Origin of the sequence: Streptomyces sp. NPDC008317 (assembly GCF_042955955.1) — a bacterium.
In the GTDB taxonomy this organism is placed as follows: Bacteria; Actinomycetota; Actinomycetes; order Streptomycetales; family Streptomycetaceae; genus Actinacidiphila.
The window spans coordinates 644,718-657,999 of the sequence record NZ_JBIBFQ010000004.1 but is presented as its reverse complement, the minus strand read 5'-3'; the positions used below and the strand labels follow the sequence as shown (position 1 = coordinate 657,999).

Below are 13,282 nucleotides of genomic sequence, written 5' to 3'. Positions count from 1 at the left end.
CGGGCGTGGTTGGGGGGTTGTACAGGCTGTCCCCGTTTTCGGGGTTGGGGGCCCCCGGGGGGGGGCGGCGGGGGGGGGGGGGGCCGCCCGGGGGGGGGGGGGGGGGGGCTCACCCCCCACCCCCCCCCCCCCGCCGTCCCGTACGCTCGGCGGCCGGGCCGCCCGCCCGGCCGCCGAGCGCTCAGAACTTGTTGCGCGGGGTGATCCCCAGGGACATCCCCGCCAGGCCGCGCTGACGGCCGCCCAGCTTGCCCGCGATGGACCGCAGGGCAGCGCCCGCGGGGGACTCGGGGTGGCTGAGCGCCACCGGACGCCCGTCGTCGCCGCCCTCGCGGAGCCGCACGTCGATGGGGATCTGCCCGAGGACGGGCACGGTCGCGCCGGTCATCCGGGTCAGCCCCTCGGCGACCCGCTCGCCGCCGCCCGAGCCGAAGACGTCGATGACCTCGTCGCAGTGCGGGCACGGCATGCCCGCCATGTTCTCCACCACGCCGACGATCTTCTGGTGGGTCTGCACGGCGATCGACCCGGCGCGCTCGGCGACCTCGGCCGCCGCCTGCTGCGGGGTCGTGACGACCAGGATCTCCGCGTTCGGCACGAGCTGCGCGACGGAGATGGCGATGTCACCGGTGCCGGGCGGCAGGTCGAGCAGCAGCACGTCGAGGTCGCCCCAGTACACGTCCGCCAGGAACTGCTGGAGCGCGCGGTGCAGCATCGGCCCGCGCCACACCACCGGCTCGTTGCCGGGGGTGAACATGCCGATCGAGATGACCTTCACGCCGTGCGCCGACGGCGGCATGATCATGTTCTCGACCTGGGTGGGCCGGCCGTCCGCGCCGAGCATGCGCGGCACGCTGTGCCCGTAGATGTCCGCGTCCACCACGCCGACCTTCAGCCCGTCGGCCGCCATCGCCGCCGCCAGGTTGACCGTCACCGAGGACTTGCCGACACCGCCCTTGCCGGACGCGACGGCGTAGACGCGGGTCAGCGAGCCCGGCTGGGCGAACGGGATCTCGCGCTCCGCCTGCCCGCCGCGCAGCGACGACGCCAGGCCGCGGCGCTGCTCGTCGCTCATCACGTCGAGCGTGACCTGTACCGAGGTGACCCCGGCGACGCCCTCGACCGCCGCCGTGACGGCGTTGGTGATGGTGTCGCGCATCGGGCAGCCGGACACCGTGAGATAGACGGTGACGGCGACCGAGCCGTCGGCGCCGATGTCCACGGACTTGACCATGCCGAGGTCGGTGATCGGTTTGTGGATCTCCGGGTCGTTCACCGTCGCGAGCGCGGCGCGCACGGCGTCTTCGGTCGGCGTGGAGACTGCGGTGTCGGTAGCCATACGTCGATGGTACGGCGGTGGCCGAGCGCCGTTCAGCGCCCCCGGCCGTCGCCTTCGTCACTGCCCTCGTTGTCGGAGCCGGGGTCGGAGCCGGGGCCCGAGCCGGGGCCCGTCCCGGAGCCGTGCCCGCCGTCCGTGCCGCGCCTGGCCTCGGGGCCGCGTTTGGTGTGGGTCCTGCCGCCGCTGGGCCTGCCGCCGGGGCTCGTGCCGTGGCCGCCCCCGGCCTGCCGGTCCTCGATCTCCTTGAGCAGGTCCTGGAGTTCGGAGCGGATCCAGTCGCGGGTGGCGACCTCGCCGAGGTTCATCCGCAGCGCCGCGACCTCGCGGGTCAGGTACTCGGTGTCGGCGATGCTCCGCTCGCCCTGCTTGCGGTCCTGTTCGAGGTTGACCCGGTCCCGGTCGTCCTGCCGGTTCTGCGCGAGCAGGATCAGCGGGGCCGCGTACGACGCCTGGAGGGACAGCATCAGGGTCAGGAAGATGAACGGGTAGTTGTCGAAGCGGATCGACGGCGGCGCGAAGATGTTCCACAGCACCCACAGGATGATGAGGACCGTCATCCAGACGATGAACCGTCCGGTGCCCAGGAAGCGGGCCACGCGCTCGGAGAGCTTGCCGAACGCCTCCGGGTCGTACGTCGGCAGCAGGCTGCGGCGCGGGGCGCGCGGCTGGTCGAGCCGCACGCGGGGGCGCGAGGTGGCGGTCGCGCCGGGCGGGTGCCGGAAGCGCTCCCGGTCGCGGTCATCGGCCGCCATCGTCGCCCACCCCCGTCATGCCGCCCCGCGCGTCGTCGTCCGCCGCGTCGTCCGTGCCGTCGTCCGTCATGTGGTGCCCGTGCGGCCCGACCGCGCCGTGCAGATCCGTCTCGCGCCAGTCCTCGGGCAGCAGGTGGTCCAGCACGTCGTCCACCGTGACCGCGCCCAGCAGCCCCCCGGTCGCGTTCACCACGGGCGCCGAGATCATGTTGTACGTCGCCAGGTAGCTGGTCACCGCGGGCAGCGGGGTGTCGGGCGTCAGCGGCTGGAGGTCGGTGTCCACGATCGAGGCGAGCAGCGTGAACGGCGGGTCGCGCAGCAGCCGCTGGAAGTGCACCAGGCCCAGGTACTTGCCGGTCGGCGTCTCGTCCGGCGGCCGGCACACGTAGACCTGCGCGGCCAGCGCGGGGGACAGGTCGGGGTTGCGGATTCGGGCGAGCGCGTCGGCGACCGTGGCGTCAGGGCGCAGCACGATCGGCTCGGTGGTCATCAGGCCGCCCGCGGTCCGCTCCTCGTACGACAGCAGCCGCCGTACGCCCGCCGCGTCCTGCGGCTGCATCAGCGTGAGGAGTCGTTCCTGCTCGTCCGCGGGCAGTTCGGCCAGCAGGTCGGCCGCGTCGTCCGGGTCCATCGCCTCCAGGACGTCCGCGGCGCGCTCCTCCTTGAGCTTGCTGAGGATCTCCACCTGGTCGTCGTCGGGCAGCTCCTCCAGGACGTCCGCCAGCCGGTCGTCGTCGAGCGCCGCGGCCACCTCGCCGCGCCGCTTGGGCGACAGGTGGTGCAGGACGTTCGCCAGGTCGGCCGGGCGGAGCTGTTCGAAGGTCGCCACCAGGTTCTCCGCGCCCTGGCCGTCCTCGGCCAGCCGGAAGCCGGTCACCGCCGACCAGTCGACGGTGAGGGTGGCTCCCTTGCGGCGCAGGGCCCCGGGCCTGCCGCGGCGCACGAAGACCTTGTCGATCTCCCAGTCGCGGCGGGCCGGGAGCTGGGTCATGGAGACGTCGAGGACGGTGACCTCCGCGCCGGACTCGCCCGCGCCCGCGTCCGCCGCGCCCTGCCCGCCGTCCCCTCCGGCGTCCTGCCCCGCGTCCTGCCCCGGGTCCTCGGCGACCAGGCGCACCCGGCGGTCCAGCAGCTCGCCCAGCACCAGCGTCTCGGTCGGCCGCTGCTCGAAGCGGCGCATGTTCAGCACCCCGGTGGTGATCACCTGGCCGGACTCGACCCCGGTGACCCGTGTCATGGGCAGGAAGATCCGGCGGCGGCTGACCACCTCGACCACCAGGCCGAGCACCCGCGGCGGCCGTCCGCCGACCCGCAGCATCACCACGACGTCACGGACCCGGCCCACCTGGTCGCCGTTCGGATCGAAGACCGCGACGCCCGAAAGATGGGAGACGAAGACCCGCGGGCTGCCTGCGGCCATCGGGGGGCCTCCTACCGGTCCACGGAGGGCTGCTCCGGTCCACTCGTCATCCGTCGCCAGGCTACTCCCAGCCGATCTTGCCCGCCCCACGGGGTGCTCGCCGGGGGTACCGTGCGGTAGCTTCTGGACGCCTCCCCGGACTCGTCCGGGGTGCCCCCCGCCGTCTCCGCAGGAGGACGAGAACACGTGTATCCCGGCCGCCGGACCGCAGCCGCCGCTCTCGGAACACTGTGCGCGGCGACCGTACTCACCGGATGCCTCGGCTTCGGCGGCGACCCCGACGCGGGCACCAACGGCGTCGCCAAGCTGCCGCCCGCGACCGTCGAGCAGAAGGCGAAGACCGCCGCCGAGACCGCGCCGACCGTACGCCTGGCGGGCACGGTGATCAGCAAGGGGCAGAGCTTCCGGCTCGACATGCGGCTGCGGGACAACGGCGGCGTCGGCGAGGTCACCACCAAGGGCACGACCTTCCAGCTCCTGCGGGTCGGCGCCGACCTCTACCTCAAGGCGGGCGCCGACTTCTACGGCGACGCGGGCGCCGACAAGAACGGCAAGGCCGCCGCCCAGAAGCTCGACGACAAATACGTCAAGGTGCCCACCGACGACCCCGCGTACAAGCAGTTCAGCGGCTTCACCGACAAGAAGGTGCTGCTCGCCGACCTCTTCGTGCTCGACGGCGACCTCAAGCTCGGCGACCACCGCAAGGTCGGCGACACCAGGACCGTCGCCCTCAACGGCACCAAGGGCGGCTCGCTGGACGTCTCCCTCAAGGGCACGCCCTACCCGCTGCGCTACCAGCGCGCGGGCAACGCGGGGACGCTCACCCTCTCCGACTGGGGCGAGGACTTCACGCTCGCGGCGCCGAACAAGTCCTCGGTGGTCGACTACGGCAAATCGGTGACGACGAAGTAGCCGGGCCCGGTGCGCTACGCCTTGCGGCGGCGGGCCAGCAGCTTCGGCAGACCGGCCGGGACCGAATGCCGGGTCGTGGCCGGGGTCGCGACCGGGACCGCCGCGCCGGAGACGTCCGGCATCGCGCCGGGGTGCTCGACGGGAGCGCCCTCGGGCGCCAGCCGGAAGACCCGGCAGTCGCGGGCCCAGCGCTCGGTGACCGTCTCGGCGTCGACGGAGTTGAGCCTCTTGCCCTTCAGCTCCGCCACGGCCGCCTCCCACGCCTCGCCGTCCGGCGGCAGCAGGGCGACCAGGGCCGTCCAGGCCACCAGCCGCCCGCCCTTGTCCTTGCTGCGGACGACGACCGTGGCGCGCCCGCCGTCGGCGAGCCCCGGCGGCAGCGGCTGCTCGACGGGCCCGCCGCCGACCACGCACATCGCGCCGTCCACCCACGCGTGCCACAGCGCCTGGCCGTCCACCCACACCAGGCCCGACTTCTTGGTGGCCTCCTCGACGAGGGCGGTCTGCTCTGCGCTCACAGCGGTCGTCATGCCGCCACTTTAGGCGCTGGCCACAGGCGGCGGACCCCGGCCGGTATCACGGTACGGACCGACAGGTACGTGGACCCGCCACGGGCCTTACGCTGGTGGCTGCCGACGGGCGCGGCGCCGTGTCCGCCCCCGGTGTCGGACGCTCCGGTGTCCGACCCGCGGCCGTCCCTGTCACCGCACCGCGTCCGCCCGAGGAGTCCCGTGACCGCCGAGCCCGCCGCCGCCGCGCTTCCGCTGCCGGACACCGGTACGGGGCCCGCCGCCGCGGGAGGGCCGGGCGCCGAGCCCGCCGCCGCGCGGACGCTGGACTTCACGCTGCTCACCGTGGCCATCGCCAGCGTCTCGATGTCGGCCCCGCTGATCGCCTCGACGGCCGCGCCCGCGCTCGCCATCGCCTTCTGGCGGAACGCGATGGCGGTCGGCGTCCTCAGCCCGTTCGCCCTGTGGCGGGGCCGCGCCGAACTGCGGCGGATGGGCCGCAGGGCGCTGACGCTCTCCGTGCTCGCCGGTGTCGTGCTCGCGCTGCACTTCGGGCTGTGGCTGCCGAGCCTGTCGATGACGTCGGTGGCCACCTCGACCGCCCTGTGCACCACCACGCCGATCTGGACCACGATCATCCTGCGGATACGCGGCCACCGGCCGCCCCGGCTGGTGTGGGTGGGCACCGCGCTCGCCGTGGCGGGCGTCGTCATCCTCACCGGCATCGACCTGTCCACCGACACCCGGGCCCTCGCGGGCGACGCCCTGGCCCTCGGCGGCGGCATCGCCGCCGCCGGATACGTCCTGCTCGGCTCCGAGGTGCGCAGGACCGCGAGCACGACCGCGTACACCTACGTCTGCTACGCGACCACCGCCGCGGTCCTGCTGGTCACCTGCCTGGTCTCCGGCTCCGCGCTCGGCGGCTACGACGGCCGTACGTGGCTGAAGATCGCCGCCCTCACCGTCGTCGCGCAACTGCTCGGGCACTCGCTGCTCAACCGGGTGGTACGCGGCCTCGGCCCGTCCACCACCTCCACCGCGATCCTGCTGGAGACGCCGGGCGCGGCGCTGATCGCCGCGCTGTGGCTGGGCCAGATCCCGGCCTGGTCCGCCTACCCGGCGCTCTGCGTGATCCTCGTGGGCCTGGCCCTGGTGATCCTCGCCGACCGCAGGAAGACCGCCTGAGCGCCGCGCGCACCCGCGTCGGAGCCGGAGCCGGGGTCAGAGCCGGGGTTGGAGCCGGGGCCGGGGTCAGAGCCAGCCGTTGCGCCGGAAGCCGCGGTGGATCACGTAACAGATCGCCACGATGCCGATCAGCACGGTCGGATAGCCGAACTTCCAGCGCAGCTCCGGCATCGTGTCGAAGTTCATCCCGTACACGCCGGTGATCATCGTCGGGACGGCCAGGATCGCCGCCCAGGCGGTGATCTTGCGCATGTCCTCGTTCTGCACGACGGTGGCCTGCGCGAGGTTGGCCTGGAGGATCGAGTTGAGCAGGTCGTCGAAGCCCATGACCTGCTCGTGGACGCGGGCCACGTGGTCGGCGACATCGCGGAAGTACTTCTGGATCTCCGGGTCGATCAGCCGCATCGGCCGCTCGCCGAGCACCTGCATCGGCCGCAGCAGCGGCGCCACCGCGCGCTTGAACTCCAGCACCTCGCGCTTGAGCTGGTAGATCCGGCCCGCGTCGCCGCCGCGCGACGGCTTGCCGTTCTCGGCCGAGAAGACGTCGATCTCGACCTCGTCGATGTCGTCCTGCACGGCCTCGGTGACGGCCAGGTAGTCGTCCACGACCTGGTCGGCGATGGCGTGCAGCACCGCGGACGGGCCCTTGGCCAGCAGCTCGGGGTCGTCCTCGAGGCGGTGCCGCAGCGAGCGCAGCGAACCGTGGCTGCCGTGCCGCACGGTGATCACGAAATACCGGCCGGTGAAGACCATCACCTCGCCGCTCTCCACCACCTCGCTGGTGGCGGTCAGCTCGGCGTGCTCGACGTAGCGGATCGTCTTGAAGACCGTGAACAGCGAGTCGTCGTACCGCTCCAGCTTCGGCCGCTGGTGGGCGTGGACCGCGTCCTCGACCGCCAGCGGGTGCAGGCCGAACTCCTGGGCGATACCGGCGAATTCCTGCTCGGTCGGCTCGTGCAGACCGATCCACACGAAGCCGTCGCGCCCGTCGCACTGCTCGCCGCTGCGCCCGGCCCGCACGCTCGCCAGCGCCTCGCTGAGACCGACGGTGTCGCTGCACCGCACGCCGTCGCGGTAGACCGCGCAGTCCACCACCGCGCTGCCGGCGGCGGAGACGTCGTGAGTCGGCCCGTAGTCGTAGGACGCGGTGCTCTTGCGCAGCGCGGGGCGTACGACAGCGCGCAGATCACGGATCATCGACATGGCAAGCTCCTTCACGGACTGGCCGACGGCATCACGCCGCACTGAATGCTGATCAGGACGGGATCAGTACTGGCTGATCACCAGGCAGTTCAGGGCGCTCTTCCGACGCGGATTCGCTCCGCGGGCAGATCGTGAGGATCGTGAGGTCACGCGTTTCACGGCACAAGGGCCGGGTAAGTAGCGCGCAGGCTCACATCACGGGACGGCGTTCGGAAGAGCTGCCGGTACTGCACGGTCGACTCGGATCCACTGCAGTCCCCACCTCCTCCGGCCATGCCCCGCTGGGGGATGTCGTATATGAACACCCCACCTTAGCGCGTCCGCGTGCCCGCTCGACCGCGCTTGGCCGGTTCCATACGCGATCTATGCTCGCCGCATGGGTGATCTCCTGACGCTGGTCGAGGCGCGACTGCGCTCCGCCTTCGGCGCGCCGGACGCGCGCGCCGCCGTGACGTTCCTCGGCGTCGACCGCATCGAAGTGCTCCGCTACCGCGACGGTGACCTGCTGCGATACGCCACCCTCGGGATGTCGGCGCAGCCCATGAACGAGCCTCTCGCCACCGTCGCCGATCCCGTACGCGGCCCGCGCGCCGAACTGCTGCTGTCGGTACGCGCCGGTGTGGCCGAAACCGACAAGGTGCTGCGGCCGCTCGCCGTACTCGGCGCCTCTCCGCAGGTCGAAGGGGTCGTCGTCGCCCCCGGCAACTCGCTGGACGTCGGCGAGCCGCTCTGGCCGGGCGCGCCCTTCTCCGCCGTGCTCGTCGCCGAGGGCGGGGGCCTGGTCGAGGATCTGGTGCTCGACGCCCTCGACCCGGCGCCCGACCCCGTCCGCTTCCTGCCGCTGCTGCCGATGACCCACACCGAGGCCGCCTGGAAGCGGGTGCACGGCGCCGCCGCCCTCCAGGAACGCTGGCTCTCGCACGGCACGGACCTGCGCGATCCGCTGCGCGGGGCCGTGGCCCTCGGCTGATCCGGGCCGCCGGTCGCGGTCGCGTCCCGCGCTCCGCCAGGCGCGTGGTGTCGCTGAACCACCTGGGTGATCGTCCTTGACGGGGGCACGGACCCGGAGGACCGTTGGTCGTTATGAGGGGCGAACCCAGTTGCCCGAAGTGCGGTGGCAGGGTGCGAGCGCCCGGCCTCTTCGCCGACTCCTGGCAGTGCGACGAGCACGGGACCGTGTATCCGCTGCAACCCGTCGTGCCCCCGAGCGTCGAGGCGCTCGGCGTCGTGGTGCACCGCGCCCAGGTGCCCGTCTGGATGCCGTGGCCCCTGCCGGTCGGCTGGCTCTTCTCCGGTGTCGCCGCCGCGGGCGACGACCGCAGCGGCGGGCGGGCCACCGCCGTGGCCTGCTCGGGACCCGGGCCGCTCGGCGGACCCGGTGAACTCATGCTCATCGCCGAGGAGTTGGGCGTCGGGCTCGGCGCCCGTCACGCCGGGATTCCCGGGCCCGATCCGGGGCCCGGCATGTGCGTCGACAAGCCTCCGCACGCCAAGGTGCTCGCCGCCGGGCGGCCGACGCCGCTCTGGCACGTCAACGGCGCTCCCGACGACCGTGTCGTCTTCGCCGGCGAGGCCCGCGGGCTCTGGCTCTGGGCCATCGTCTGGCCCGAGCAGACCGGGCTCCTCATGTACGACGAGCTCGTCCTCACCGACCTCCGCGACGCCGGGGCCGAGGTCGACATGCTCCCCTGCGGGGCCCTCTCCCCCCGCCTCCTCGCCTAGCCCCTCCCGGGGGGGCCACCCCCACCCGTACCCGCGCCTTGCGCAAGTCGGTCCCCCCCGGGGGCGCGGCGAGCCCCCACCGGCCGGTGGTCCGGCGACAACTGGTCTGCCCCGCTGGGGCGGGTGGTGTCGTGCGGGAGCGCTTCGGCTGAGCGCGCAGTTCCCCGCGCCCCTTAAAGGATCGGCTTGCCGTCCGGGCGAAAGGCGGTGCGCCCCGTCAGGGGCGAACCCCTCACCGGCGGGTGGTCCGGGGACAACCGGTCTGCCCCGCTGGGGCGGGTGGTGTCGTGCGGGAGCGCGGTGGTTGGTGGCGCAGTTCCCCGCGCCCCTTAAAGGATCGGCTTGCCGTCCGGGCGAGAGGCGGTGCGCCCCGTCAGGGGCGCGGGGAACGGCGCGGGTAACCCATCACCGGCGGGTGGTCCGGGGACAACCGGTCTGCCCCGCTGGGGCGGGTGGTGTCGTGCGGGAGCGTGGTGGTTGGTGGCGCAGTTCCCCGCGCCCCTTAAAGGATCGGCTCGCCGTCCGGGCGAAAGGGGGTGGGCCCCGTTAGGGGCGCGGGGAACTGCGCGGGTAACCCATCACCGGCCGGTGGTCCGGGGACTACCGGATTGCCCCGTTGGGGCGGGTGGTGACGTGCGGGAGCGTGGTGGTTGAGCGCGCCCGCGCGGCGGCAGCCGCAGATCAAGCACAGGCCCGCGCCCCTTAAATGATCGGCTCGCCGTCCGGGCGAAAGACGGTGCGCCCCGTCAGGGGCGGGGGGGTGGCGGAGCAGCGGCGGGTGGGGTGGGGGGAAGGCTTATGCTGGCGGCTGGCCGAGAAGACACTACTGCCCAGCGGAGCGCCCCGGTGCGGATTGATTTGCACGCTCACTCCACCGCGAGTGACGGCACCGACGCGCCCGCCGAGCTGGTGCGGAACGCGGCGGGGGCCGGTCTGGACGTCGTGGCGCTGACGGACCACGACACGGTGGGCGGATACGCGGAGGCGACGGCGGCGCTGCGCGCGCTGACGGTGCCGTTGACGCTGGTCACCGGCGCGGAGCTGTCCTGTCGGATCGACGGGATCAGCATGCACATGCTGGCGTACCTGTTCGACCCGGAGGAGCCGGAGCTGTACCGGGAGCGGGAGCTGGTACGGGACGACCGGGTGCCCAGGGCGCGGGCCATGGTGGCGAAGCTCCAGGAGCTGGGCGTGCCCGTGACCTGGGAGCGGGTGGCCGCCATCGCCGGGGACGGCTCCGTCGGCCGCCCCCACATCGCGACCGCGATGGTGGAGCTCGGCGTGGTCCCCACCGTCTCCGACGCCTTCACGGACGACTGGCTGACGAACGCCGGGCGGGCCTACGTACCCAAGCACGAGCTGGACCCCTTCGACGCGGTACGGCTGGTCAAGGGCGCGGGCGGCGTCACCGTCTTCGCGCACCCCGGCGCGCACAAGCGCGGCGAGACCGTACCGGAGTCGGTGATAGCGGAACTGGCGTCGGCCGGGCTCGACGGCATCGAGGTCGACCACGTGGACCACGACGCCCCGACCCGGGCCCGGCTGCGGGCCTTCGCGGCCGAGACGGGGCTGCTGGCCACCGGGTCGAGCGACTATCACGGCAGTCGTAAGACCTGCCGTCTCGGCGACTGCGTCACCGACCCCGAGGTCTACCGCGAGATCGCCCGGCGGGCGACGGGCGCGGTGCCCATCAGCGCCGTCTAGCGCCGCTACGTGACCCCGCTCCTCGCTTCGGGGAGCCCCCGGGGCCTCCTCCCGCGCCCGCGGCGCGGTGCGTTTTCCCGCCCCCAGCCACCCGTGCGGAGGTGACGTCGGCTGACGGCCTCCCCGTGGCCGCGGCCCGGTGGGCCCGTCCCCCACACGCCGTCTGCCGGGCGCAGCCCGACCCGCCCCCCTCACCAGAAAGTCGCCCCATGTTCGACGTCACCCTCTTCGGGTCGGTATTCGTCACGCTCTTCGTGATCATGGATCCGCCCGGTATCACGCCCATTTTTCTCGCGCTGACCTCGGGGCGCGCCACGAAGGTGCAGCGCCGGATGGCGTGGCAGGCGGCGCTGGTGGCGCTCGGGGTGATCACGGTGTTCGGGATCTGCGGGCAGCAGATCCTCGACTATCTGCATGTGTCGGTGCCCGCGCTGCGCGTGGCGGGCGGGCTGCTGCTTCTGCTGATCGCGCTGGATCTGCTGACCGGGAAGGCGGACGAGCCGACGCAGACGAAGGACGTGAACGTCGCGCTGGTGCCGCTGGGGATGCCGCTGCTGGCGGGCCCCGGCGCGATCGTGACCGTGATCCTGGCGGTGCAGCACGCGGACGGGTTCGGTCAGCAGATGTCGGTGTGGGTGGCGATCATCGCGATGCACGCCGTGCTGTGGCTGACGATGCGGTACTCGCTGGCGATCATCCGGCTGATCAAGGAGGGCGGTGTGGTGCTGGTGACCCGGCTGTCGGGCATGCTCCTGTCGGCCATCGCCGTCCAGCAGGTCGCCAACGGCATCTTCGGCTTCATCCACGGCGAGGGCTGAGCCCTCCCGCGGCCCCTCCTGCGGCCCCCCGTGGCCCCTCCTGCGGCCCCCGCCGGGCCCCCGGACACGCGAAAGCGCCCCGTACGTCTTCATGTACGGGGCGCCGATGCGGTGGGCCAGGCCCTGTGGCGTCGTCAGTCCGCGGGGCGGATGTAGATGCGCTGGCCTATGGCAGCGGCCTGCTGCACGATCTTGTTGACGGCGGAGGCGTCCACGACGGTGCTGTCCACGGCGTTGCCGTTTCGGTCGTCGAGTCGCATGATCTCGAAGCGCATGGGGCTTCTCCCTTCGTCGCTCGTTACATGTGTAGTCAACCAACACCCCCTCGAAAACATTCCCTAGACTAAAGAAACACTTTCTCGATCTAATTACTCACCGGTAAGGCTTGTGCCGTCGGCCCCCGCGCCGCCGGTCCAGAAGGCGATCAGCGCCGCCGCCGTCTCGGCGGGACGCTCGGTGTTCGGCGAGTGCTCCGCGCCCTTGATCACCGCGCGCTCGGCGCCCAGCCGAGTCGCCATCGCGTCCATCCACGACGGCGGCCACACATGGTCGACCTCGCCCGAGATCACCAGCTTCGGCAGCGGCCCGGCCGCGGCCAGCTCGTCCACCCGGTCCGGCTCGTCCATCAACTGCCGTGCGGTGACAGCGAGTTGCTCTGGCAGCGTGGTCACCCAGCGGCGGTGCAGAAACGCCTCGACGGCGGGCGGGGTGTCCGGCTGCTCGCCGTTCTCCGCGTCCATCGACCGCATCGCCTGCCAGACGGCCTCCAGATCCATCACCGGCAGCACATCGATCAACAACTGGGTGCGGGTCTGTTGTTCCTCGGAGATCGCACCCGGACCCGTGCTCATCAGCGTCAACGACGCCCACGCGCCGGGACCTTGGTCGATCACCGCCGCCCGTACGACGAGACCGCCCAGCGAATGGCCCAGCAGATGCACGGGGCCGCCCCCGCCGGCCGCCGCGAGCGCCGCCGTCTGCGCGACCACGTCGGCCGCCAACTCGCCCTGCGCGTAGGCGCTCTCCTCGCGCGGGCCGCCCGACTCGTACTGGCCGCGGCCGTCCACCGCCACCACCCGGAAACCGGCCGCCGACAGCGGGGTGAGCAGCGGGAGGAAGTCCTCCTTGCTGCCGGTGAAGCCGGGCACGAGCAGCGCGGTGCCGCGCGGCGGGGCGTCGGGGGCGGGGGAGGCGTCGAGTACGGCGAAGGATCCGCGGGCCGTCTCCAGCCGATGGGCGGACACGTTCTCCGGCAGATCCAGGGCAGTGGGTCGGCTCATGAACCGAGGTTACGCGGTGCATATGTCCGACAGGTTGCCTCCGCCCGATCCCGGTGTCCCCGGCACGCGAACGCCCCCGGCCGAGGGGCCGGGGGCGTTCGTCCGTACGGGTGCGGCGGCGGAGACGGCCTAGGTCAGCCCTCGTCCGCGGCCGTCGCGGCGACCGCCTTGCGGGTACGGCGGCGCGGGGTCTTCGGCGCCTCGTCCCCCGCGGTGGCGGGAGCCGGTACGTCGGCGACCTCGACCGCCGCGGCAGCGGCGGCGGCGGTCTTGCGGGGCGCCCGCTTGCGCACCGGCTTCGGCGCGTCCGCGGTGCTCTCCGCCTCCGGCGCGACCGCGGGTGCGGGCACCTCGGCGGTGACGGCCGTCGCGGCCTTGCGGGTGCGGCGGCGCGGCGTCTTGGGCGCCTCGTCCGCGACCGGGGTGACCGGGGCGGCG

General features: G+C 73.0%; 13 protein-coding genes and 1 pseudogene. 6 read left to right on the top strand and 8 right to left on the bottom strand.

The genetic code is table 11. The features are described 5' to 3' along the window. Positions 1 to 181: 181 nt before the first annotated feature. Genes ACFY9V_RS16195 through ACFY9V_RS16185 form a run of 3 tightly spaced genes read right to left on the bottom strand, consistent with a single transcriptional unit; the run spans position 182 to position 3,511 of the window. A complete protein-coding gene (locus ACFY9V_RS16195; RefSeq protein ID WP_355348575.1) occupies positions 182 to 1,339 on the bottom strand; it encodes an Mrp/NBP35 family ATP-binding protein in 1,158 nt (385 codons plus the stop codon). A gap of 32 nt (positions 1,340 to 1,371) precedes the next feature. Continuing rightward, positions 1,372 to 2,091, bottom strand: coding sequence for a DUF1003 domain-containing protein (locus ACFY9V_RS16190; RefSeq protein ID WP_391161646.1), 720 nt, complete (start codon positions 2,089 to 2,091; stop codon positions 1,372 to 1,374). Beyond that, complete coding sequence (locus tag ACFY9V_RS16185; RefSeq protein WP_391161645.1) at positions 2,078 to 3,511, bottom strand: magnesium transporter MgtE N-terminal domain-containing protein; 1,434 nt, start codon at positions 3,509 to 3,511, stop codon at positions 2,078 to 2,080. Before ACFY9V_RS16185 ends, ACFY9V_RS16190 begins: the two co-directional genes overlap by 14 nt. Before the next feature lie 186 nt (positions 3,512 to 3,697). Here ACFY9V_RS16185 and ACFY9V_RS16180 point away from each other — a divergent pair, with 186 nt between their 5' ends. Then, positions 3,698 to 4,423, top strand: a complete 726-nt coding sequence (locus tag ACFY9V_RS16180) for a hypothetical protein (RefSeq protein WP_355348581.1) — start codon at positions 3,698 to 3,700, stop codon at positions 4,421 to 4,423. A 14-nt stretch (positions 4,424 to 4,437) separates the two neighbouring features. On the opposite strand, the gene ACFY9V_RS16175 is transcribed toward ACFY9V_RS16180, so the two are convergent. Beyond that, complete coding sequence (locus ACFY9V_RS16175; RefSeq protein WP_391161644.1) at positions 4,438 to 4,953, bottom strand: hypothetical protein; 516 nt, start codon at positions 4,951 to 4,953, stop codon at positions 4,438 to 4,440. 201 nt (positions 4,954 to 5,154) lie between these two features. On the opposite strand from ACFY9V_RS16175, the gene ACFY9V_RS16170 reads away from it, so the two are divergent. Next, entirely contained in the window at positions 5,155 to 6,117 is a 963-nt protein-coding gene (locus tag ACFY9V_RS16170; protein WP_391161643.1) for an EamA family transporter, read from the top strand. A gap of 66 nt (positions 6,118 to 6,183) precedes the next feature. Here the strand turns inward: ACFY9V_RS16170 and ACFY9V_RS16165 are convergent, their stop codons facing one another. Beyond that, the gene (locus ACFY9V_RS16165; RefSeq protein WP_355348587.1) at positions 6,184 to 7,320 is read right to left on the bottom strand and encodes a magnesium and cobalt transport protein CorA; all 1,137 of its coding nucleotides are present in this window, start codon (positions 7,318 to 7,320) and stop codon (positions 6,184 to 6,186) included. A 376-nt stretch (positions 7,321 to 7,696) separates the two neighbouring features. Here ACFY9V_RS16165 and ACFY9V_RS16160 point away from each other — a divergent pair, with 376 nt between their 5' ends. The 4 genes from ACFY9V_RS16160 to ACFY9V_RS16145 all read left to right on the top strand — a co-directional run bounded on the left by ACFY9V_RS16160 (position 7,697) and on the right by ACFY9V_RS16145 (position 11,564). Continuing rightward, on the top strand, positions 7,697 to 8,290 hold the full coding sequence (locus tag ACFY9V_RS16160; RefSeq protein WP_355348590.1) for a suppressor of fused domain protein: 594 nt from the start codon (positions 7,697 to 7,699) through the stop codon (positions 8,288 to 8,290). A gap of 113 nt (positions 8,291 to 8,403) precedes the next feature. Continuing rightward, positions 8,404 to 9,042: a DUF6758 family protein gene (locus ACFY9V_RS16155; RefSeq protein WP_355348593.1), complete on the top strand. Its 639-nt coding sequence runs from the start codon at positions 8,404 to 8,406 to the stop codon at positions 9,040 to 9,042. An 846-nt stretch (positions 9,043 to 9,888) separates the two neighbouring features. Beyond that, positions 9,889 to 10,746: a PHP domain-containing protein gene (locus tag ACFY9V_RS16150; protein WP_355348596.1), complete on the top strand. Its 858-nt coding sequence runs from the start codon at positions 9,889 to 9,891 to the stop codon at positions 10,744 to 10,746. 209 nt (positions 10,747 to 10,955) lie between these two features. Then, the gene (locus tag ACFY9V_RS16145; RefSeq protein ID WP_188284666.1) at positions 10,956 to 11,564 is read left to right on the top strand and encodes a MarC family protein; all 609 of its coding nucleotides are present in this window, start codon (positions 10,956 to 10,958) and stop codon (positions 11,562 to 11,564) included. A 134-nt stretch (positions 11,565 to 11,698) separates the two neighbouring features. Here ACFY9V_RS16145 and ACFY9V_RS16140 read toward each other — a convergent pair whose 3' ends face one another. The 3 genes and pseudogenes from ACFY9V_RS16140 to ACFY9V_RS16130 all read right to left on the bottom strand — a co-directional run. After that, positions 11,699 to 11,839: a hypothetical protein gene (locus ACFY9V_RS16140; protein WP_355348600.1), complete on the bottom strand. Its 141-nt coding sequence runs from the start codon at positions 11,837 to 11,839 to the stop codon at positions 11,699 to 11,701. 93 nt (positions 11,840 to 11,932) lie between these two features. Beyond that, positions 11,933 to 12,844 (bottom strand): alpha/beta fold hydrolase, encoded by a 912-nt coding sequence (locus ACFY9V_RS16135; RefSeq protein ID WP_391161642.1) that lies wholly within the window; start codon positions 12,842 to 12,844, stop codon positions 11,933 to 11,935. A gap of 134 nt (positions 12,845 to 12,978) precedes the next feature. After that, a pseudogene (locus tag ACFY9V_RS16130) lies at positions 12,979 to 13,282 on the bottom strand (hypothetical protein); the annotation flags it as partial.